Here is a 19,274-nt window from a genome sequence, read left to right on the forward strand (position 1 = left end):
CCCTGGTACCGTTCGTCTTAGCGGAACGGCGGTGCGTAGAGCAGACCACCGTTGGTCCATTGCGCGTTCAGACCACGCGCCAGGCCGACCGGGGTTTCCTCGCCGATGTTCTTGGCAAAGATCTCGGCGTAGTTGCCGTTCGCCGCGATCGCGCGCTTGGCCCATTCGGCATCCAGGCCCAGCATCTCGCCCAGGGTCCCTTCGGTGCCCAGCAGACGGTTGATCTCGGGGTTGTTGGTGCCCTTGGCCAGCTCTTCGATATTGGCCGAGGTGATGCCGTATTCCTCGGCCGCGATCAGCGCGTTGAGGGTCCAGCGAGCCACGTCACCCCATTCGTTGTCGCCGTGGCGGACAAGCGGGCCCAGCGGCTCTTTCGAGATGATCTCGGGCAGGATCACGTGATCGCCCGGGTTCTCGAAGGTGGCACGGGTTGCGGCCAGGCCGGAGGCATCGGTGGTGTACACGTCGCAGGCACCGGCCAGGTACTGCTGCTGTGCCTCGGCGTTGGTTTCGATCGGCACCGGCTCGTAGCTGATGTTGTTCGAGCGGAAGAAGTCCGCCAAGTTCAGCTCGGTGGTGGTGCCGGTCTGGATGCAGACGGTGGCGCCGTCCAGTTCCTTGGCCGAGCTGACGCCCAGACCCTTGGGAACCATGAAGCCCTGGCCGTCGTAGTAGTTCACGCCGACGAATTCGAACTTGAGGTCTACGTCGCGCGAGAAGGTCCAGGTCGTGTTCCGGGCCAGCAGGTCGATCTCGCCCGAGGCCAGCGCGGTAAAGCGCGTCTTGCCGGTGGTCGGCACGAACTCGACCGCGTTCTGGTCACCCAGAACCGCGGCGGCAACGGCGCGACACACGGAAACGTCAAAACCCTTCCACTCTCCATTTGCATCCGGTGCGGCAAAGCCGACAAGGCCGGTCGTCACGCCGCAGTTCAGCTTGCCGCGCGCCTTGACGTCGTCCATCGTGCCCGCAACGGCTGCACCCGCGGTCAGGCCGGCGACAGTCAGCGCGCCCAAAATAACGGATTTTTTCATATTCACCTCTTCCTGATTCTGCCGCCTCCCCCTGGGGACGGCTTGCCCGGCAGGTACGCCGGTTCGGATGCCGAACGGGTTCCTCCCCTTCGGCACCACCGAGTGTGGGCGGATTCATCAACAAACGTCAAGAGTTGGATCAAGACATCGAATGGCGGGGCCCGGGCTTTCCGTCCCGTCAGGCCGGATCGCGTAACCGGTGATCAATCATGCAAAATCATGGAATGCCTTGGCATGCAGAAAGGCCGTCCGCTTGTGTGCCTCGACCGCTGCGGCCTCGTCATCGGGGCCCCATTGCTCTTCCTGCCAGAGCTCGTCCAGCCGCGACATCTGCCACAGGGTTTCCGCGTCCCGCCACCCCTGGGCGGCGGCAAAGCCCAGCACGAGAGAGCCTGACAGGCTTACCAGATCGTGAAACGCCGCCAGCCGGAACGCATCCAGCGCATGCACCTGCGCGCGCAGCCGTTCCAGCGCCTCCGGCGCCTGCGGCTGGTGGATCACGCCGCTGCGCGGCTCCAACCGCGCACCCAGCGCACTCTCGGCCCAGTCCAACGCCGGGTCCCAGGCCTCGGCCTGGCGCGTAACCAGTTCCTGCGGGCTCTCGGCGCGATAGCACAGAAGGTCGGAATCGCCGTAATCCGCCAGCATGTCGGCCACCTCGGCATGCTGGGTCCGCACCTTGTCGATGGCCGCGTTGGCCGAGCGGGTGAAGGGCATCGAAAGCGGATCGATCCCCTCCTCCTGCGCCGCCCATTCCGCGGCCACCGCCTCGGCCATCTCGCGTCCGGGCAGGATCAGCGGCGTCTTGGCCGGGGTCTTGATCCGCCGCCCGTCCAGCGCCACGGCATAGCCATCCTCATCTTCCTGGACGCTCACCTCGGTCCAGAACCGTTTCTGCTTCCACTCGCTCATTCTGTCATTTCCCAGATCCGCTCCAGCGCCATCGGCAGATCCCCGATTTGGTGGATCACCGACGCCGCGTTGCTCAGCGCCTCCGGGGCGTGATAGCCCCAGCTCACGCCCAGGCCCGTCACCCCCGCCGCCTGGGCCATGTCCATGTCATAACTGGTGTCGCCCACCATCACCGCTGCGTCCGCGCCGACCCCGGCCTCGTCCAGCGCGGCGAGGAGCATCGCGGGATGCGGCTTGGACGGGTGATCATCGGCCACCTGCCGGGTGACGAAATACCGCTCCAGCCCATGCGCCTCGATCAGCGCGTCAAGCCCGCGCCGCGACTTGCCCGTCGCCACCCCGATCAGAACCTCGGGCCGCGCCGCCAGCCGCTCCAGCATGTCGCCGATACCGGGAAACAATGGCGAATGCGCCGCCCCCTGTGCCAGCCGATGCGCGTGATAAGCCGCCTTGTAGCCCTCGACCAACCGCGCGCGGGTCTCGGCCGCCAGCTCGGGAACCAGCCGCAGCATCGCGTGATCCAGCGACAGGCCGACGATTGACAGGATCGCCGCCCGGTCCGGCACCGGCAGCCCCTCGGCGCCAAAAGCCCCGGTCATCGCGGCGACGATGCTGGCCTGGCTGTCAACCAGCGTGCCGTCCACATCGAAAACGACCAGCCGCAGTCTCACCGGATCGCCTCGAAGGGATCGTCCTCGGCCAGGCTCTCGTCCCAGCCGAAGGTGTCCCAGCTTTGCTTCATGTGCTCGGGCAGCTCGGCCGTGACCATCACAGTCTTCTTCGTCACCGGATGCTCGAAGGTCAGGCTGCGGGCATGCAGGTGCAGCTTCTTGCTGATGATGCCGCCGATCTGCGCGCCCCAGCCGTCGCCCATGTTCTCCTGCCCCGAACCGCCATACTTGCCGTCGCCGATGATCGGATGCCCCATCTCGGCCATATGCGCGCGCAGCTGGTGGGTGCGCCCGGTCAGCGGCTCCAGCGCGACCCAGGCCGCGCGTCCCGCCACCCGGTACAGCGTGGCATAGAGCGTATGCGCCCGTTTCGCCCCCGGCGTGCTGTCGATGTCGCGCGGGTGCACGGCGATCATCTTCTCGCCCTCGCCGCCCTTGCCGTGGCCCGACGCCTTGACCAGCCCGGCCTTGATCTCGCCCAGGTAGGGGGTCGGCACGCCGGCGACCAGCGCCCAGTAGATCTTGCGCGTCTCGCGGTGACGGAACGCCGCCGTCAGCCCCGCCGCCGCCGCCCGCGTGCGCGCCAGCACCAGAACCCCCGAGGTGTCCTTGTCCAGCCGGTGCACCAGCCTCGGCTTCTCGTCATAGTCAAAGCACAGCGCCGCGCTCAGCCCGTCCACGTGTTTGTTGGTGCCGCTGCCGCCCTGCACCGCCAGCCCCGAGGGCTTGTTCAGCACGATGATGTCGTCGTCGCGATAGATCACGCAGTCGCGGATCATCCGCGCGTCGGCATCGGACACGTGGGTGCGCACCGGCGCCGGCTTGTGATCGGCATCGGGCAGCGGCGGAATGCGCACCTGCTGCCCCTCCTGCAACCGGGTGGCCGGTTTGACCCGTCCGCCATCGACCCGCAACTCGCCCTTGCGGCACATCTTCTCGATCCGCCCCTGGCTCACATGCGGGAACAGCCGCCGCAGCCAGCGGTCCAGCCGCTGATCGCCGTCGCCGGATTCGACCGTGATCATCTGCACACCACTCATGCCAGTGCCCCCCGTGTCAGGACCATGCCCAGGGCCAGCGCCATGATCGACACCGCCACCGACAGCCCGACATAAAGCGCCGCCTGCCCGACATCGCCGCGTTCGATCAGGTTCACCGCCTCCAAAGAAAAGGTCGAAAAGGTGGTAAAGCCGCCCAGCATCCCGGTCATCACCAGCGGGCTGATATGGGTCAGCCCCTTGTGCGCCGCCGCCACCACGAACACCCCCATCAGGAAGGATCCGAGCACGTTCACCGACAGGATCGCCACCGGAAAGGCGGTGTGGCCGACAAGCCGCACGATCGCCAGCCCCGCGAGATAGCGCAGAGAGGCGCCGATCGCCCCGCCCAACGCCACGTATGTTACCGTTTGCATCATGCCGGGTCTGTCGCGCGGCACGGGGCAGGAGTCAAGCGGCGGCTCAGTTTCCCTGCCGCTGCAGCCTGAGCTTGGCGAAATAGTCGAGCCGCTTTTTCAGCTCGCGCTCGAACCCGCGCTCCACCGGGCTGTAGATCACCGGCCGCTTGACGCCCTCGGGGAAATAGTTCTGCCCCGAGAAGGCATCCTCGGCATCGTGGTCATAGGCATAGCCGGCGCCGTATCCCTGCTCCTTCATCAACCCGGTCGGCGCGTTCAGGATGTGCTTGGGCGGCGGCGCGCTGCCGGTCTTCTTGGCCAGTTGCCGCGCCATCTTGTACGCCGCGTAGCCGGCGTTGGATTTCGGCGCTAGGGCCAGGTAGATCACCGCCTGTGCCAGCGCCAGCTCACCCTCGGGGCTGCCCAGCCGCTCGTAGGTTTCCCAGGCGTGCAGGCAATGGGTCTGCGCCTGCGGATCGGCCAGCCCGATATCCTCGACCGCCATCCGGGTGATCCTGCGCGCGAGATACCGGGGGTCCTCGCCCCCCTCCAGCATCCGCGCGTACCAGTACAGCGCCGCCTCCGGGTCCGATCCGCGCACCGATTTGTGCAGCGCCGAGATCAGGTTGTAATGCTCGTCGCCGGACTTGTCGTATTTCGCCGCCCGCCGCATCAGCCGGGTCGCCAGTTGATCCGGGGTCAGCTTGCCCGCGACCTTCCACGCCATCACCTGTTCGATCAGGTTCAGCGCCGCGCGCCCGTCGCCGTCGGCCATTTCCAACAGCGCCTCGCGCGCCGGCCCGTCCAGCGGCAGCGGGCGGCCGATCTCCTGTTCCGCGCGCTGGGTCAGTCGCTCCAGCTCCGCCAGGCTCAGCCGCTCCAGCACCAGCACCTGCGATCGGCTCAAAAGCGCCGCGTTCAGCTCGAACGAGGGGTTCTCGGTGGTGGCCCCGATCAGCAGGATGGTGCCATCCTCCATATGCGGCAGGAACCCGTCCTGCTGCGCCTTGTTGAACCGGTGGATCTCATCCACGAACAACAGCGTGCCCTGACCGTTGCCGCGCCGCATCCGGGCCGCCTCGAACACCTTCTTCAGGTCCGGCACGCCGGTGAAAATGGCGCTGATCTGGACGAAATGCAGGTCGCTCTCGGCCGCCAGCAGCCGCGCGATGGTGGTCTTGCCCACCCCCGGCGGCCCCCAGAGGATCAGCGACGACAGCGATCCCGCCGCCAGCATCGCGCCCAAGGGGCCGTCCGCGCCCAGGATCTGCTGCTGGCCGATCACCTCAGACAGCGTCTGCGGCCGCAACCGGTCGGCCAGTGGCCGGGTCCTCGCCGCGGCTTCACCGCCTGCGGGTTCGTCTCCGCTGTCGAACAGGTCCGCCATCGGCTAGAGCCGGAACCGCAGGCGCACGCGTTGGCCCTGCCGCAGCAGTTCCATCTTGAGCCACCGGCCCGGATCGCTGAGCGCACGGCGCACATCCCGGGGACGCTCGATCGCCTCGTCGTTGATCGCGGCGATCACATCGCCCCGTTTCAGCCCCGCCCGCGCGCCATAGGGGCCGGGATCGGTCACCACCACCCCCTCGGTCGACAGCGTCAGCCCCAGCCGCGCGATCACCGCCGGGTTGGCCCGGGCCACCGACAGCCCCGGCACCACGGTCTTTTCGTCCAGCGTCACCGCCTCGGCAGGCGGATCGTCGGGCGCGGTGATCATCTGAACCGCGATCGTCGCGCTTTCGCCATTCCGCAGCCGGGTCACCTGCGCCGAGGCGCCGATCCCGCGTACCGTCATCCGGAACACCATTTCCGAGGGCGAGTTGACCGGGTCGCCATCGACCTCGGTGATCACATCGCCCACCTCGAAGCCAGCCTTGCGGAACGGGCTCTGCGGGTGCAGGTCCGAGATCACGATCCCCTCGGGCAGGGTCATCCCGAGCGACTGGGCAAGGTCGGAATCCACCGGCTGCCCCGCCATTCCGGCCCAGGGTCGCTCGAACACCGTGTTGCCGGCGCGCGCCTGGGCGACGAATTGCGCCACCAGGTTGGCCGGGATCGCAAAGCCGATCCCGTTCGACCCGCCCGACCGGCTGAGGATGCGGCTGTTGATGCCGATCACCGCGCCGTTGACGTCGATCAGCGCCCCGCCGGAGTTGCCCGGGTTGATCGGCGCGTCGGTCTGGATGAAATAGCCGCGTGCATTGCCGGTCGCCGCGCCCGAGCGCGCGAGCCCTGACACGATGCCGCTGCTGACCGTCTGGCCCACCCCGAACGGGTTGCCGATGGCCAGCGCCAGTTCCCCCACCTCGACATGGTCGGAATCACGCAGCGGCAGATAGGGCAGCCCCTCGGCCCCCTCCAGCTGAAGGATCGCCAGGTCGGCCTCCTTGTCGGACAGCACCACGCTGGCCTGGTATTCCTTGCGGTCGGTGGTGACCACGCGGATATCGGTGGCCTGTCCGACAACGTGATAGTTCGACACCACGATCCCGTCCGCCGACAGGATCACCCCCGACCCGAGCGAGTTCTGCACCCGCGGGCGCGGCGTTCCGAACCCGCGGAACAGGTCGGCAAAGAACGGATCGCCCGCAAACGGGCTGTCCTGCACCTGGGTGACGATCCGGGCATAGATGTTGACCACCGCCGGTGCAGCGCGCTTGACCACGGGCGCGAAGCCCAGGGAAATCTCGGCCTGCGACTGTGGAACGCGGGTCTCGGCCCGCACCTGGTCCACCGGCACTGCGGCCAGGCCAAGGCCCAAAACGATCACCAGAAAGCGGAACATTGGCGTCTCCATTTTACCGTTTGCGCCGATATGCGCCCCGTCCGTCACGATTGCAAGGCACCGTCCAATGGGTCGCAGGGGCCGACAGCGCGCTTTACCCGGACCGCACCGGGCAGATACACTTGCCTCGGAAAACCAGAGGAGGAGGACATGGCCGAACTGACCAACGGAACCTGGATCGTGGTGGCGGACCGCGAAAAGGCGCTGTTGATGCGCAACCTGACCGATCACGCCGACCCCAACTTCAAGGTGATCTCCCGCGAGGAACAGCCCGAGGTCGCCGACAACGCCGACCGGCCGGGCCGGCGGCCCGATACCGGGGTGGGCCAAAGCTCGGCGATGGAACAATCCGACTGGCACGTGCTGGCCCGCGACCGGTTCGCCAAGGAGCTGGCCGAGATCCTGTTCGCCCATGCCCACAAGGGCGCCTATGCCCACCTGGTGATCGCCGCCGCGCCCGACCTTCTGGGCAAGCTGCGCGACGAGTTGCACCCGGAGGTCAAGGCCAGGGTGGTGGCCGAAATCCCCAAGAACTTGGCCAACCACACGATCCGCGACCTTGAGCGCCTGATCAAGGCGGACCTTGACGCGTCCTAGGCAACAGGACGACAGGCAACAGGACGACACGAAAAAGGGGCGCCGCCCGTTCCGGCAGCGCCCCTGAAACTGTCAGCCGTGGGGCCGGGATTACTCCTCGGCGGCCTCTTCGGCTGCGGTGCGGGCCTTGTCGGACGCGCCCTTGGCATCGACGTCACGGTCGACGAATTCGATGATCGCCATCGGCGCCATGTCGCCATAGCGGAAGCCGGCCTTCAGAACGCGGATATAACCGCCCTGACGGTCCTTGTAGCGCGGCCCGAGGATCTCGAACAGCTTGGCAACATGCTGGTCCTGCTTCAGCCGGGCGGTGGCCTGGCGGCGGGCATGCACGTCGCCACGCTTGGCCAGCGTGATCAGCTTTTCGACGATCGGGCGCAGTTCCTTGGCCTTGGGCAGGGTCGTCTTGATCTGTTCGTGTTCGATCAACGAGCCGGCCATGTTGGCAAACAGCGCCTTGCGGTGTTCATGGGTGCGGTTCAGGCGGCGATAGCCACGAGCGTGACGCATTTTCTAATCTCCAAATCGTGCCCTCTACGGGCGGTTTTGCTTTGTCCGGCCGGCGATGCGTGTCACCGGCTCTCCTTGGGGCAGATAGGCCCGGGGTGTGGTCGGGCGGGGAAATCCCCGCCCGGACCGGTAACTCAGAACGTGTCTTCGAACTTCTTGGCCAGCTCTTCGATGTTGTCCGGCGGCCAGTCCTCGACATCCATGCCCAGGTGCAGGCCCATGCCCGAGAGCACTTCCTTGATCTCGTTCAGCGACTTGCGGCCGAAGTTCGGGGTGCGGAGCATCTCGGCTTCGGTCTTCTGGATCAGATCGCCGATATAGACGATGTTGTCGTTCTTCAGGCAGTTGGCGGAGCGAACCGACAGTTCCAGCTCGTCCACTTTCTTGAGCAGGAGCGGGTTGAACTCCAGCCCCTCGTCCTCTTCGCCGCGGCCGGCGGCCTCGGGCTCTTCGAAGTTGACGAAGATCGACAGCTGGTCCTGCAGGATGCGGGCGGCAAAGGCCACCGCGTCGTCGGGGGTGACCGACCCGTCGGTGTCCAGCTTCATGGTCAGCTTGTCATAATCCAGCACCTGGCCCTCACGGGTGGGCTGGACGTCATAGCTGACGCGCTTGATCGGCGAATAGATCGCGTCGATCGGGATCAGGCCGATCGGCGCATCCTCGGGCTTGTTCTTCTCGGCCGAGACATAGCCCTTGCCGGTGTTGACCGTCAGTTCCATGAACAGGTCGGCCCCGTCGTCGAGGTGGCAGATCACGTGATCGCGATTCAGGATGGTGATCCCCGCGCTCTCGCTGATGTCACCGGCGGTGACCACGGCCGGACCCTTGGCGCTGATCGACAGCCGCTTGGGGCCTTCGACGTCCATGCTCAGCGAAACGCCCTTGAGGTTGAGGATGATGTCGGTCACATCCTCGCGCACGCCGGCGACGCTGGAAAACTCGTGCAGCACGTTGTCGATCTGCACGCTGGTGATGGCGGCGCCCTGCAGCGACGACATCAGGATACGGCGCAGGGCGTTGCCCAGCGTCAGGCCAAAGCCACGCTCCAGCGGTTCGGCCACGACGGTGGCCTGGCGCGCGGGATCGTTGCCCGGCTTCACCTCAAGCTGCGTCGGCTTGATCAGTTCAGCCCAGTTCTTGTGGATCATGCAATCCCTCCATTCCTGTCTGTGCTCCATGTCCGTAAAGCGCAGACGCCCGAGGTTTAAAATGACGGATCGGGGCCGTGCGTGCGCGCGGCCCCGTCAAATCTGTACGCCGTTAGACGCGGCGGCGCTTCGGCGGACGGCAGCCGTTGTGGGCGATCGGCGTCACATCACGGATCGAGGTGATGTTGAACCCGACAGCCGCCAGCGCGCGCAGCGCCGACTCACGACCCGAACCGGGGCCCTGCACTTCGACTTCCAGCGTTTTCACGCCGTGATCCTGTGCTTTCTTGCCAGCGTCCTCGGCCGCCATCTGCGCGGCGTAGGGGGTGGATTTCCGCGAGCCCTTGAAGCCCATGGTGCCAGCCGACGACCACGAGATCGCGTTGCCCTGCACGTCCGAGATCAGGATCTTGGTGTTGTTGAACGAGCTGTTCACATGCGCCACACCGGCGGCGATGTTCTTGCGCTCTTTCTTCTTGGTGCGTGTCTTGTCGCGTGCCATTGATCGAACCCTCCCTTACTTCTTCTTGCCGGCAATGGCCTTTGCGGGGCCTTTGCGGGTACGAGCGTTGGTGTGGGTGCGCTGGCCGCGCACGGGCAGGTTGCGACGATGGCGCAGACCGCGGTAGCAGCCAAGGTCCATCAGGCGCTTGATGTTCATCTGGGTCTCGCGACGCAGGTCACCTTCGACGGTAAAGTTGGCGTCGATGTGCTCGCGAATCTGCAGAACTTCGGAATCGCTCAACTCGTTGACCCGGCGGGCATGGTCGATGCCGACGGCATCGCAGATGGCCCGCGCCGAGGCGTTGCCGATTCCGGTGATATAGGTGAGGGCGATGGGGACCCGTTTGGCAGTCGGGATGTTTACGCCGGCAATACGTGCCACGTGTCACTTTCCTTTCGTTGCGGTTCCGTAACTCCAGAACCTTTTTTCACAACGTTTGACCCTGGCAGTGGTGCCAGCAGGCCAGCCGTTCATGAGGTGATCCGCAGGGCGGGCGAATCCCGCGCCGCACGGTTGATTCCCTTGCGGGATGCGGGTCGATATGGGGTTTTGACCTCGGGGTCAACCCCCGGTGGTCACTTGTCCAGCGCCGCCGCGATGGCACCGCGCACGGCGTCGATCTCGCCCAGCCCGTCAATCCGGGTCAGATTGCCCTTGGCGTAATAGTAGCCGATCAGCGGCGAGGTCTTCTTGTAGTATTCCATCAGCCGGGTACGGAGGCTGTCCTCGTTGTCGTCGGCGCGGCGCTTGAACTCGGTGCTGCCGCAGTTCGAGCACTTGCCATCGGCCGGGATCGGCTTGGTGATGTCGTTATAGACCTCGCCGCAGCTGCCGCAGGTCGACCGCGCGGTGATGCGTTGCACCAGCGCCTCGTCGTCGACCTCCATCTCGATCACCGCGTCAAGGGTCTGACCCTCCGCCGCCAGCAACTCGCCCAGCGCATCGGCCTGGGCCAGCGTGCGCGGAAAGCCGTCGAAGATGAAGCCGTTGGCTTTGACCGTTTCCAGCTTCTCGCGGATCAGCCCGATCACGATCTCGTCGGTCACCAGCTGGCCCTTGGCCATCACGTCGGCCACGACTTTGCCCATCTCGGTGCCGCTGTCCTTGGCCTCGCGCAGCATGTCGCCGGTGCTCAGCTGCACCATGCCGCGGTCTTCCACCAGATACCGTGCCTGCGTTCCCTTGCCCGCTCCGGGCGGTCCCAGAAGAATGATGTTCATCGCCGTGCCGGCCCCCGTTTGGTACGTTTCTTGGTCGCCCCCTTGCCGCGTCCGCGCAGCTGCGACTTCTCGATCAGCCCCTCGTACTGGTGCGCCAGCAGATGGCTCTGGGCCTGCTGGATGGTGTCCATGGTCACCGACACGATGATCAGGACCGAGGTGCCGCCGAAGTAGAACGGGATCGCGAACTGCCCGCGCAGGATTTCCGGCAACACGCAGACCAGCGCCAGATAGGCCGCGCCCAGGACCAGGATGCGATTGACCACGTATTCCAGGTACTCCGCCGTCTTCTTGCCGGGGCGGATGCCGGGCACGAACCCGTTCTGGTTCTTCAGGTTGTCGGCCACGTCATCGGGCTTGAACGACACGTTGAACGTATAGAAATACGCGAAGAACACGATCATCGAGACGAAGAACAGCAGGTACAGCGGCTGACCGGGGCCGAAGTTGGCCAGCAGCCAGGACATCACCGGACCGCTCGCGGCATTCGCCGAGAAGGTCGAGATCGTCACCGGCAGCAGCAGCAGCGACGAGGCGAAGATCGCCGGGATCACCCCCGCCGGGTTCACCTTGACCGGCAGGTGCGACGAGCCGCCGTCATAGACCTTCATCCCCACCTGGCGGCGCGGATACTGGATGTGGATCTTGCGCAGCGCCCGTTCCATGAACACCACGAAGGTGATCACCGCGATCACCATCAGGATCACCCCGATGATCACCGCCGGGCTCAGCGCGCCCGAACGACCGCTGGCAAAGAACTGCGCGATCGCGGCGGGCACCTCGGCGATGATGCCGACGAAGATGATCAGCGAGATGCCGTTGCCCAGCCCGCGCGAGGTGATCTGTTCGCCCAGCCACATCAGGAACATGGTGCCGCCGACCAGCGTGATCATGGTCGAGAAGCGGAAGTAGAGCCCCGGATCGGTGGCCAGGTCGCCGGTCTCCAGCGACACCGCGAGGCCATAGGCCTGCACCGTGGCCAGCGCCACCGTGCCGTAGCGGGTGTACTGGTTGATCTTCTTGCGGCCCTGCTCGCCCTCTTTCTTCAGCTGCTCCAGTGACGGAACCAGCGAGGTCAGAAGCTGCACGATGATCGAGGCCGAGATATAGGGCATGATGCCCAGCGCAAAGATGCCCATCCGCCCCAGCGCGCCGCCGGTGAACATCGACACCATGCCGCCGATGCCCTGGCCCGCGCCCTCCATGAACTCACGCAGCGCCGCACCGTCGATGCCCGGAACCGGGATGAAGGTGCCCAGCCGATAGACGATCAGCAGGCCAAGGGTGAACAGGATGCGGTTGCGCAGGTCAGTGGCCTTGCCAAGGGCGGACCAGCTGGTGTTCGCCGCCATTTGTTCTGCTGCTGATACCATGAAAGAGGTCTCTCTTATGATTGCGCCGCCCAAAGCCCTTTTCCGGCTCGGGCGGCGTCATGGAAAACTGAAGTCTATTTAGGCGGCTGGCGCGCCGCCCACAACCGCTTACTCGGCAGCGCCGGCAGTTGTGACCTTCAGCGCGCCGCCTGCAGCCTCGACCGCGGCGATTGCCGACTTCGAGGCGCCGGTGACTTCGATCGTCGCCTTGGCGCTGAACTCACCCTTGGCCAGAACGCGGATACCATCCAGCTTGCGGCGCACCAGGCCCGAGGCGATCAGCGCGTCCTCGGTGATGGCCTGGCCGGCGTCGATCTTGCCGGCGTCGATGAATTTCTGGATCAGCCCGAGGTTCACCACCGCAAAAGCCTTGCGGTTCGGCTTGTTGAAGCCGCGCTTGGGCAGACGTTGATAGAGCGGCATCTGGCCGCCCTCATAGCCGTTGATGGCCACGCCCGAGCGGGATTTCTGACCCTTGATACCGCGACCGGCGGTCTTGCCGGTGCCCGAGCCGGGGCCGCGGCCAACGCGTTTGCGGGATTTCGTTGCACCGGGATTGTCGCGCAGTTCGTGCAGTTTCATATCGCTTCTCCATTGCCGGATGCGCCCCCGAAGCGAACAGGACGACCACGGCGTTTCTTGGTTGTGAGTCGGGCCCATGCGGACCACCGGGGGCGTATAGACGGATGAAGGCGGCGATGCAAGGGCGCGCGGGGTCTCTCGCGGCCCGACCGTCCCGCCCGCAAAGGCGCCCCAAGGGTCCGCGCCCAGTCATCCCCGCCAAGCGGGGCCACGCCGCCCCCACTACATCCCTGTCATCCCCGCGAAGGCGGGGATCTTCGACGCAGCCCCATCAACACCAAACGCCCCGCTTGCGCGGGGATGACAAGACCGGGGCTCAGCCCCCCTCGCGCCCGGCAAACTGGCGGATCGCGATGCCGCCCTGCTCCAGGCTGGCGCGCACCGCCCGGGACAGCGCCACCGCCGTCGACGTGTCCCCGTGCAAGCAAATGGTGTCGATCGCCGCCGGGATGCGCTTGCCGCTCGCGGTGATGATCGCGCCCTCCTCGACCATTTGACGCATGCGCGGGCCGACCACCTCCGGGTCGTGCAGCACCGCGCCGGGCTTGCTGCGGTCAACCAGCGTGCCGTCGTCGTTATAGGCCCGGTCGGCAAAGATCTCGCCCGCCCAGCGACAGCCCAACTCGCGCACCGCACGCTCCTGCGCGGTGGCGGTCAGCACCATCACGATGATCTCGGGGTCCACCGACAGCGCCGCCGCGTAGCAGGCCCGCGCCAGTTCCTCGTCCTCCGAAGCCATGTTCGCCAGCGCCCCGTGCAGCTTGAGGTGCCGCACCTTCACCCCCAGCGCCTGCGCCATCCCCTTCGCCGCGCCCAGCTGATAGCGGATCATGTTCTCCAGCGTCTCGCGCGGCACCTGCATCCGCCGCCGCCCGAACCCTTGCAGGTCGTCGAACCCCGGATGCGCGCCGATGCCGACCCCGCCCGAGGCCGCCGCCCGCATCGTGCCGGCCATCACGTCCGGGTCGCCGGCGTGAAAGCCGCAGGCGATATTGGCCGAGCTGATCACCTCCAGCAAGGCCGCGTCATCGCCCAGAGCCCAGGCGCCAAAGCTTTCGCCCATGTCGGCATTCAGATCGACGGATCGCGTCATTCGCTGTCTCCTTGCTGGTCGTGATGGGCCGAGATCGCCCCGCTGATCAACTGATACCCCAGCAGGTCGGGAATGTCGCCGGGGTGGCGCACCAGCGGGCGCGGCGCGCGCGGCAACTCGGCCAGGTGCCGGGCCTGCCGTGCCTCGGCCTCCAGCGCCACCGCGCGACTGACAAAACGGAACCGCAGCGGCGCCCCCGCCGGCGCCTGCGCCACGCGCGGCAGATCGCAGGGGATCACCGTGCCGATGCGCGGATAGCCGCCCGTGGTCTGGCATTCGGGCAACAGGACAAAGGGCCGCCCGTCGCCGGTCATCTGGATGTCGCCCGGCACGATCACCTCGGACAGGATCGCCAATTGCCCCTCGGCAGCGAACCCCGCGCCGGGACAGTCCAGCGCGACCCCCATGCGGTTGGCCCGCGCGCCACGGGTGAACCCGGTCGCCTCGAACCGCGCCCGCACCTGTGGCGCGAACAGCGGCGTCTGCATCCCCTCGACCACACGCAGCACCCCGCCCGAGAACCGGTCCTCGACCTCCAGGCACAGCCCGGTCTCGCCGCCCCGGTCCGGCCCGACCGGCAACAGGTCGCCCGCCACCACCGCCCGGCCCAGCCCGGCGGCCAGGTGCACCGCCCGCGCGCCCAGCACCTCGGGCGTGGCAATGCCGCCGCCCAGGTGCAGGTAACCGTAACAGCCCGCGCGCACAGCTCCGAGGCTCAGGCGCTGCCCGGCCCTCAGCGCATGGCTGGCGTTCCAGGCCACGCGGGCACCGTCGATCTCGGCCGCCATCGGCGCCCCGGTCAGCGCGATGCGCAGGTCGCACGCGGCCTCGAACACCCCGCCAAACCCGGCGATCTCCAGCGCCGCCAGCCCGGGTTCCTGCCCCAGCAGCGCCGCGCCCTCGGCCAGCGCCAGCCGATCGGCCGCCCCGCCCCGCGACAGCCCCTGGCCCAGGAACCCGGGCCGCCCCAGGTCCTGCACCGTGCAGGCCGGCCCGGCCTGGTGCACCAGCAGCCCGCTCATTCCGCGATCTCCTCGATCACCGCACCGCCGGCACCATCCGTGGCCTGAGCCGCGATGCGTCGGAACGCGGCATCCGACACCGGCTCGAACACCATCTCGTCCCCCGCCCGCAGGGCAAAGGGCGCCGGTGCCTCGGGCCGGAAACAGCGAAACGCGGTCTGCCCCACGTGGCGCCAGCCGGTCGGCGCCGGCGCGGCGAACAGGACAAACTGGCGCACCGCCAGCACCAGCGCCCCGACCGGCACCTGCGCCGTCAGCGCGGTCTGCCGCGGCAGGTCCCAAGCCTCGCCCAGCGGCCCGAGATAGGGCTGGCCGGGCGCGAAACCGATGGTCAGCACCCGCACCCGCGCCGCCCCCAGGTCCGCGATCGCCGCCTCGGGGCTCATCCCCGCCTCCGCCGCCGCCTCCTCCAGCTGCGGCGCCAGCGCGGTGCCATAGACGGTCGGCACCCGGATCAGCCGCCGCCCCTGCGGCAGCGGGGCCGCGAACCAGTCGCGCACCGCCAGAAGCCCCCGCAGCCAGTCGCCCAGCGCGTCATGCGACAGGGTATCCGGATCGAACCGCAGGAACACCGAGGCCAGCGAGGTGGCAGTTTCGGCCACCCCCGCCTTGCACTCCGCCTCGACGGCGGCACGAAAGGCCAGCGCGGCGCGATTGGCCCGCTCCTCCAGCCGGTCGGAAAAGCTCACCAGCATCCCAGTCAGCCCGACCGGACGCACGACCGGAAACCCGGACCCCGTTTGCGGTGCATTGGCATTCATTCGGCGGCTCCCTCCTGCACCCGCGCAGGAGTACGGCAGCCGGGCGACAAGGTGCAAGCTCTGCGCCCCGCCCTGCCGCGAAAACGCACCCCGTGATCGGCAAGCAACCCAGGTTAGACCTTGCCCTTCCACGGCACCAGGATCCGCTCGGCCCAGCGCATCAGCATGTCGATGCCGAACCCGATCACCCCGATCAGGATGATCCCCATGATCACGATATCGGTGTTCTGGAACTTCGAGGCGACCATGATCATCATCCCCGCCCCCTTCTCGGCGGCGACCAGTTCGGCGGCCACCACCGTACCCCAGCAGACCCCCATCGCCACCCGTGCACCGGTAAAGATCTCGGGCAGGGAATTGGGCATGATCACGTGACGCATGATCTGCCACTTGCTCGCGCCCAGCGAATAGGCCGCGTGCACCTTGGAGATCGCCACGCCGGACACCCCCGAGCGCGCCGCGATCGCCATGATCCACAGGGCGGCCAGGAACAGCAGGATGATCTTGCCGGTCTCGCCGATCCCGGCCCAGATGATCACCAGCGGGATCAGCGCCAGCGGCGGCACCGGGCGCATGAACTCGACGATCGGGTCGAACCAGCCCCGGAACCAGTTGCTCAGCCCCATCGCATAGCCCAGAGGGATGCCGACCAGCGCCCCGAAAAAGAACCCGACCACCACCCGGAACAGCGAATAGCCCAGATGCTCCCACAGGGTCGATCCGCGAAAGCCCGCGTTGGCAATCTCGCCCAGCCGGACCACCACCGCCTCCGGCGAGGGCAGCCAGATCGGCTCCATCTGCCAGCCCTTCGCGGGCTCGAAATTCAGCGTGCCCTTGGGGCTCATGCCGACCCGGCCGAACCGGGTCTCGACACTCTTGCCCGGGCCAATCGGTTCACCGTTCACCGCCACGACCTTCGCGCCCGCGTCGCGCCCGAACTCGTCGTTGCGGTCGACCCGGATCAACCCGCTGCGCCACATGCCCACTGTCGCACTGTCGTTCCTGGCCCAGCCCTCGCCCGGTTCCACCTCGGGCGCCGCGACGGTCTGGTCGACCGGATGCACCAGCACCGTCACCGTGGCATCGTCGCGCGTGCCGTCCGGCAGTTGCGCGGTATAGTCAAAGCTGGCCTCGCCCCGGAACGGCCCCGGCGCGTGCAGGAACGACGGCAACAGCGCCGAGCCGGTGAACACCCCCCACAGGAAGAAGATCGACACCACCGAGATCACGCTGGCCCAGCGGTCGGACACCACCGCGCTCTCGTCGCCGAAGGTCACGGTCTTGAGCGCGGTGAAATCACTGCGCGCCGCGCGCCGCACCACCCGGGTGACGATCATGAAGGACCCGATGAAGATCGCGGCATAGATCAGGAACGGGATCATGCGCTTTCCTCCACCCGGCCCATGATCTCCTCTTCCATGTTCCAGATCATGTTCAGGATCTCCTCGCGCGTCGGCGCGTACTCGGGGTGTTTCTTGACCTCGCGCAGGTCGGCCCCCACGCCCATGTCGGCGAAGGGCAGCCGGTATTCCTTGTGAATCCGTCCCGGTCGCGGCGCCATCACCAACAGGCGCTCGCCCAGAAGCAGCGCCTCCTCGACCGAGTGGGTGATCAGGATGATGGTCTTGCCGGTCTCCTTCCAGAGCTTGAGCACCAGCGATTGCATCTTCTCCCGCGTCAGCGCGTCCAGCGCACCCAGCGGCTCGTCCATCAGGATCACGTCCGGGTCATTGGCCAGGCAACGCGCCAGCGCCACCCGCTGCTGCATCCCCCCCGACAGTTCGTAAACCGCCTTGTCCTTGAAGTCCTGAAGCCCCACCACCTCAAGCAGGTGATCGACCACCTCGGCCATGTCCAGCTTTGGCATGCCCTTCATGCGCGGTCCGAAACTGACGTTGTCGCGCACGCTCATCCACTCGAACAGCGCGCCCTGCTGGAACACCATGCCGCGCTCGGCGTCCGGCCCGCTCACCCGGTGCCCGTTCATCACCACCTGTCCCGCGGTCGGGGCCAGGAACCCCGCCACGATGTTCAACAGCGTGGTCTTGCCGCAGCCCGACGGGCCCAGCACGCTCATCAACTCGCCCTCTTTCAGATGCAGCGAGACGTCCTGCAACGCCTGCACCGACGTGCCGTTGGGCAGGTCGAACCGCATCGAGAGGTTTTCAATCGCCAGTCCGGACATGGATTTCCCCCAGGATCGAGATACGCGGCGGGACCGTCGCCGCCGGTCCGACCCGGCGCACACACGGTCCCGCATCCGCAGGCAGGAACCGGGCGAAACCCCGCCCGGCCCCAACCCCGCTCACATGCCGCTTGCGGCCTGCAGCGGCGCGATGTTCACCGCGTTCTCGTAACTGTCCAGCGCCGCGTCGATGCTGCCGGCCTGGACGAACACGTCGGCGACCCCCTTCATGAAGGTCTGCGCGCCGCCACCCAGCCATTTCGGCCCGAGCTGGTCCTCGACCGAGGGAAAGACGAAGGTGCTGATCGTGGCCTCGGTGGCATCGACATCCATGCCGGCATCCTTGGCGATCACCGGCAGCATTTCGGCGCTATGCTCACCCGAGTTCCACATCGCGTTGGCGTCCCCGGTCACCTTGAGGAACTTGGCTACAAGGTCGCTGTTCTCGGCGACCCAGCCGGCCGGGCCCGAGGTCACGTCGAAAACGAGAATGCCCAGGTCTTCCTTTTCCGCCCCGCTCAGCAGCACGTTGCCGTGCTCCAGCATGCGGCGCAGGCTGCCGCCCCAGCCACAGGCCATGTCCACCGCGCCCTGCGCCAAAGCCGCCGCACCATCGGGCGGCGCCATGTCGACGATCTCCATGCTGCCCAGCTCGACGCCGAAATGACTCATCTGCTTGAGAAAGTTGTAATGCGCCGCGGTGCCCAGCGGCACGGCGACCTTCTTGCCCGCCAACTCGCCGGCGGACATCTTGTCGATCTCCAGGTCGGCCTTCACCACGCAGTTGTCGTTGTCGGAATAGCTCACCGCCACGTCGAGGATCTGCAGATCCTGCCCGGCACTGGTCGCCACCACGAAGGGCGGCACGCCCTGGCTGACCGAAAGCTGCACGTCGCCCGACGCCATCGCCGCGCTCATCGCGGTGCCGGTATCGAAGCTGACCCAGTTCACGGTCACGCCCATTTCCTCGTCATAGGTGCCCATGGCCTTGGCGTACTGGAACGGCATCGGCCACTCCAGGAAATAGCCCACGGTGATCTCCTCGGCGCTGGCGGCGGTTGCCCCGGCCATCACGGCCAGCCCCGCCACGGCGCCCATAAGCTTGGTTCTCGCTGTCATCGTATTCTCCCTGTTCGTCCGCCCGTCTGCGGACCGCTGTTCCTGCGGGCGGTTCGCCGCCACGTCGTTTCAATTTCACACACCGGGTCAGGGCGCCGGTCCGACCGAGGCCCGCCCAACCCGATCCGACCGCAAAACAGGCACCCGATCAATTATTTTTTCCCCGGTGGGGCTGACTGTTGCGGAATCCGAAATCCGACTTCCGCTTTCGTTAATCTGTGGTTTTCAACGCGATTCCGGGTGCCTGCTCCATAGGCACACCCCACAGCGCGCCCTCTGCCCCCGCCTTTGGACTCACGCGATCAGGGCATCTGGACCTACGGTATCCGCGGGAATTGGCGTTTCTGGAATCAGCAGC

21 protein-coding genes are annotated in these 19,274 nt (G+C 66.9%); 1 reads left to right on the forward strand and 20 read right to left on the reverse strand.

The window, feature by feature from the left end; translation table 11 throughout:
• Nucleotides 1-17 precede the first annotated feature (17 nt).
• From ABWV23_RS14990 to ABWV23_RS15020, 7 genes are all read right to left on the reverse strand, one after another.
• Nucleotides 18-1,034, reverse strand: a complete 1,017-nt coding sequence (locus ABWV23_RS14990; protein WP_353349156.1) for an amino acid ABC transporter substrate-binding protein — start codon at nt 1,032-1,034, stop codon at nt 18-20.
• A 207-nt stretch (nt 1,035-1,241) separates the two neighbouring features.
• Nucleotides 1,242-1,946, reverse strand: coding sequence for an ATP12 family chaperone protein (locus tag ABWV23_RS14995; RefSeq protein WP_353349158.1), 705 nt, complete (start codon nt 1,944-1,946; stop codon nt 1,242-1,244).
• Nucleotides 1,943-2,611 carry an HAD-IA family hydrolase gene (locus ABWV23_RS15000; RefSeq protein WP_353349358.1) on the reverse strand — a complete coding sequence of 223 codons (669 nt, stop codon included), beginning with the start codon at nt 2,609-2,611 and terminating at the stop codon, nt 1,943-1,945. The genes ABWV23_RS14995 and ABWV23_RS15000 overlap by 4 nt, the downstream gene beginning before the upstream one ends.
• Before the next feature lie 2 nt (nt 2,612-2,613).
• Nucleotides 2,614-3,657, reverse strand: a complete 1,044-nt coding sequence (locus ABWV23_RS15005; protein WP_353349160.1) for an RluA family pseudouridine synthase — start codon at nt 3,655-3,657, stop codon at nt 2,614-2,616.
• On the reverse strand, nt 3,654-4,034 hold the full coding sequence (gene crcB, locus ABWV23_RS15010; RefSeq protein ID WP_353349162.1) for a fluoride efflux transporter CrcB: 381 nt from the start codon (nt 4,032-4,034) through the stop codon (nt 3,654-3,656). The genes ABWV23_RS15005 and crcB overlap by 4 nt, the downstream gene beginning before the upstream one ends.
• A gap of 43 nt (nt 4,035-4,077) precedes the next feature.
• A complete protein-coding gene (locus ABWV23_RS15015; protein ID WP_353349164.1) occupies nt 4,078-5,400 on the reverse strand; it encodes a replication-associated recombination protein A in 1,323 nt (440 codons plus the stop codon).
• 3 nt (nt 5,401-5,403) lie between these two features.
• Nucleotides 5,404-6,798, reverse strand: a complete 1,395-nt coding sequence (locus ABWV23_RS15020; protein ID WP_353349166.1) for a trypsin-like peptidase domain-containing protein — start codon at nt 6,796-6,798, stop codon at nt 5,404-5,406.
• A gap of 150 nt (nt 6,799-6,948) precedes the next feature.
• Here ABWV23_RS15020 and ABWV23_RS15025 point away from each other — a divergent pair, with 150 nt between their 5' ends.
• Complete coding sequence (locus tag ABWV23_RS15025; protein ID WP_353349168.1) at nt 6,949-7,395, forward strand: host attachment family protein; 447 nt, start codon at nt 6,949-6,951, stop codon at nt 7,393-7,395.
• 90 nt (nt 7,396-7,485) lie between these two features.
• On the opposite strand, the gene rplQ is transcribed toward ABWV23_RS15025, so the two are convergent.
• The 13 genes from rplQ to ABWV23_RS15090 all read right to left on the reverse strand — a co-directional run bounded on the left by rplQ (nt 7,486) and on the right by ABWV23_RS15090 (nt 18,916).
• Nucleotides 7,486-7,905 carry a 50S ribosomal protein L17 gene (rplQ, locus tag ABWV23_RS15030; protein ID WP_353349170.1) on the reverse strand — a complete coding sequence of 140 codons (420 nt, stop codon included), beginning with the start codon at nt 7,903-7,905 and terminating at the stop codon, nt 7,486-7,488.
• A gap of 134 nt (nt 7,906-8,039) precedes the next feature.
• Complete coding sequence (locus ABWV23_RS15035; protein WP_353349172.1) at nt 8,040-9,056, reverse strand: DNA-directed RNA polymerase subunit alpha; 1,017 nt, start codon at nt 9,054-9,056, stop codon at nt 8,040-8,042.
• Between the two features lie 112 nt (nt 9,057-9,168).
• The gene (gene rpsK, locus ABWV23_RS15040; RefSeq protein WP_353349174.1) at nt 9,169-9,558 is read right to left on the reverse strand and encodes a 30S ribosomal protein S11; all 390 of its coding nucleotides are present in this window, start codon (nt 9,556-9,558) and stop codon (nt 9,169-9,171) included.
• Between the two features lie 15 nt (nt 9,559-9,573).
• Nucleotides 9,574-9,942, reverse strand: a complete 369-nt coding sequence (rpsM, locus tag ABWV23_RS15045; protein WP_300238332.1) for a 30S ribosomal protein S13 — start codon at nt 9,940-9,942, stop codon at nt 9,574-9,576.
• A 194-nt stretch (nt 9,943-10,136) separates the two neighbouring features.
• Nucleotides 10,137-10,781 carry an adenylate kinase gene (locus tag ABWV23_RS15050; protein ID WP_353349177.1) on the reverse strand — a complete coding sequence of 215 codons (645 nt, stop codon included), beginning with the start codon at nt 10,779-10,781 and terminating at the stop codon, nt 10,137-10,139.
• Nucleotides 10,778-12,154, reverse strand: coding sequence for a preprotein translocase subunit SecY (gene secY / locus ABWV23_RS15055; protein ID WP_353349179.1), 1,377 nt, complete (start codon nt 12,152-12,154; stop codon nt 10,778-10,780). The genes ABWV23_RS15050 and secY overlap by 4 nt, the downstream gene beginning before the upstream one ends.
• Before the next feature lie 108 nt (nt 12,155-12,262).
• Nucleotides 12,263-12,736, reverse strand: a complete 474-nt coding sequence (gene rplO / locus ABWV23_RS15060) for a 50S ribosomal protein L15 (protein ID WP_353349181.1) — start codon at nt 12,734-12,736, stop codon at nt 12,263-12,265.
• A 316-nt stretch (nt 12,737-13,052) separates the two neighbouring features.
• A complete protein-coding gene (locus tag ABWV23_RS15065; protein ID WP_353349183.1) occupies nt 13,053-13,829 on the reverse strand; it encodes a LamB/YcsF family protein in 777 nt (258 codons plus the stop codon).
• Complete coding sequence (locus ABWV23_RS15070; protein ID WP_353349185.1) at nt 13,826-14,851, reverse strand: 5-oxoprolinase subunit C family protein; 1,026 nt, start codon at nt 14,849-14,851, stop codon at nt 13,826-13,828. The genes ABWV23_RS15065 and ABWV23_RS15070 overlap by 4 nt, the downstream gene beginning before the upstream one ends.
• Nucleotides 14,848-15,612 (reverse strand): 5-oxoprolinase subunit B family protein, encoded by a 765-nt coding sequence (locus ABWV23_RS15075; protein WP_353349187.1) that lies wholly within the window; start codon nt 15,610-15,612, stop codon nt 14,848-14,850. The genes ABWV23_RS15070 and ABWV23_RS15075 overlap by 4 nt, the downstream gene beginning before the upstream one ends.
• A 113-nt stretch (nt 15,613-15,725) precedes the next feature.
• On the reverse strand, nt 15,726-16,994 hold the full coding sequence (locus ABWV23_RS15080) for an ABC transporter permease (RefSeq protein WP_353349189.1): 1,269 nt from the start codon (nt 16,992-16,994) through the stop codon (nt 15,726-15,728).
• Nucleotides 16,991-17,797 (reverse strand): taurine ABC transporter ATP-binding protein, encoded by an 807-nt coding sequence (locus tag ABWV23_RS15085; protein WP_353349192.1) that lies wholly within the window; start codon nt 17,795-17,797, stop codon nt 16,991-16,993. Before ABWV23_RS15085 ends, ABWV23_RS15080 begins: the two co-directional genes overlap by 4 nt.
• A gap of 120 nt (nt 17,798-17,917) precedes the next feature.
• Nucleotides 17,918-18,916 carry a taurine ABC transporter substrate-binding protein gene (locus tag ABWV23_RS15090; RefSeq protein ID WP_353349194.1) on the reverse strand — a complete coding sequence of 333 codons (999 nt, stop codon included), beginning with the start codon at nt 18,914-18,916 and terminating at the stop codon, nt 17,918-17,920.
• Between the last annotated feature and the right edge of the window lie 358 nt (nt 18,917-19,274).

This window comes from Aquicoccus sp. SU-CL01552, assembly GCF_040365005.1.
Taxonomy (GTDB): domain Bacteria; phylum Pseudomonadota; class Alphaproteobacteria; order Rhodobacterales; family Rhodobacteraceae; genus Antarcticimicrobium.